Origin of the sequence: Salmonella sp. SAL4457, from assembly GCF_046548235.1 — a bacterium.
Taxonomy (GTDB): domain Bacteria; phylum Pseudomonadota; class Gammaproteobacteria; order Enterobacterales; family Enterobacteriaceae; genus Salmonella; species Salmonella enterica.
This window is the reverse complement of record NZ_JBGDZO010000613.1, coordinates 1-266: the sequence shown is the minus strand read 5'-3', so window position 1 is coordinate 266 and position 266 is coordinate 1. Positions and strand designations below refer to the sequence as shown.

Sequence of the window (266 nt, the reverse complement as noted above, 5' to 3'; positions counted from 1 at the left end):
ATCCCGGACAATGTGCTGCACATCGAGGAACACTTCCTGGAAACCGCCTGGAGTTCGCCGAACCCGCAGACGCGACAGGGCAGTAGCGAGACCGAAAAGGCGTTGCGCGATCTGCACCGTTTCTTCCACTACCCGGAGACGCCGGACGTGGAGGAGGGCGACGCGCTGCTCGACCTGCTCGCCGAGGGCCGCATCGGCCGCGAGGACTTTCTCCACAGCAAGGCCAGTTGGGAGGCGATCACCGCAGGCTACGAGCGCTATTGCAC

1 protein-coding gene is annotated in these 266 nt (G+C 64.3%); it reads left to right on the top strand.

Annotated features, from left to right (window positions below; translation table 11 throughout):
• The coding region (locus tag ACLJNW_RS25660) for a DUF3492 domain-containing protein (protein WP_410961433.1) at window positions 1–266 on the top strand (266 nt) is incomplete at both ends.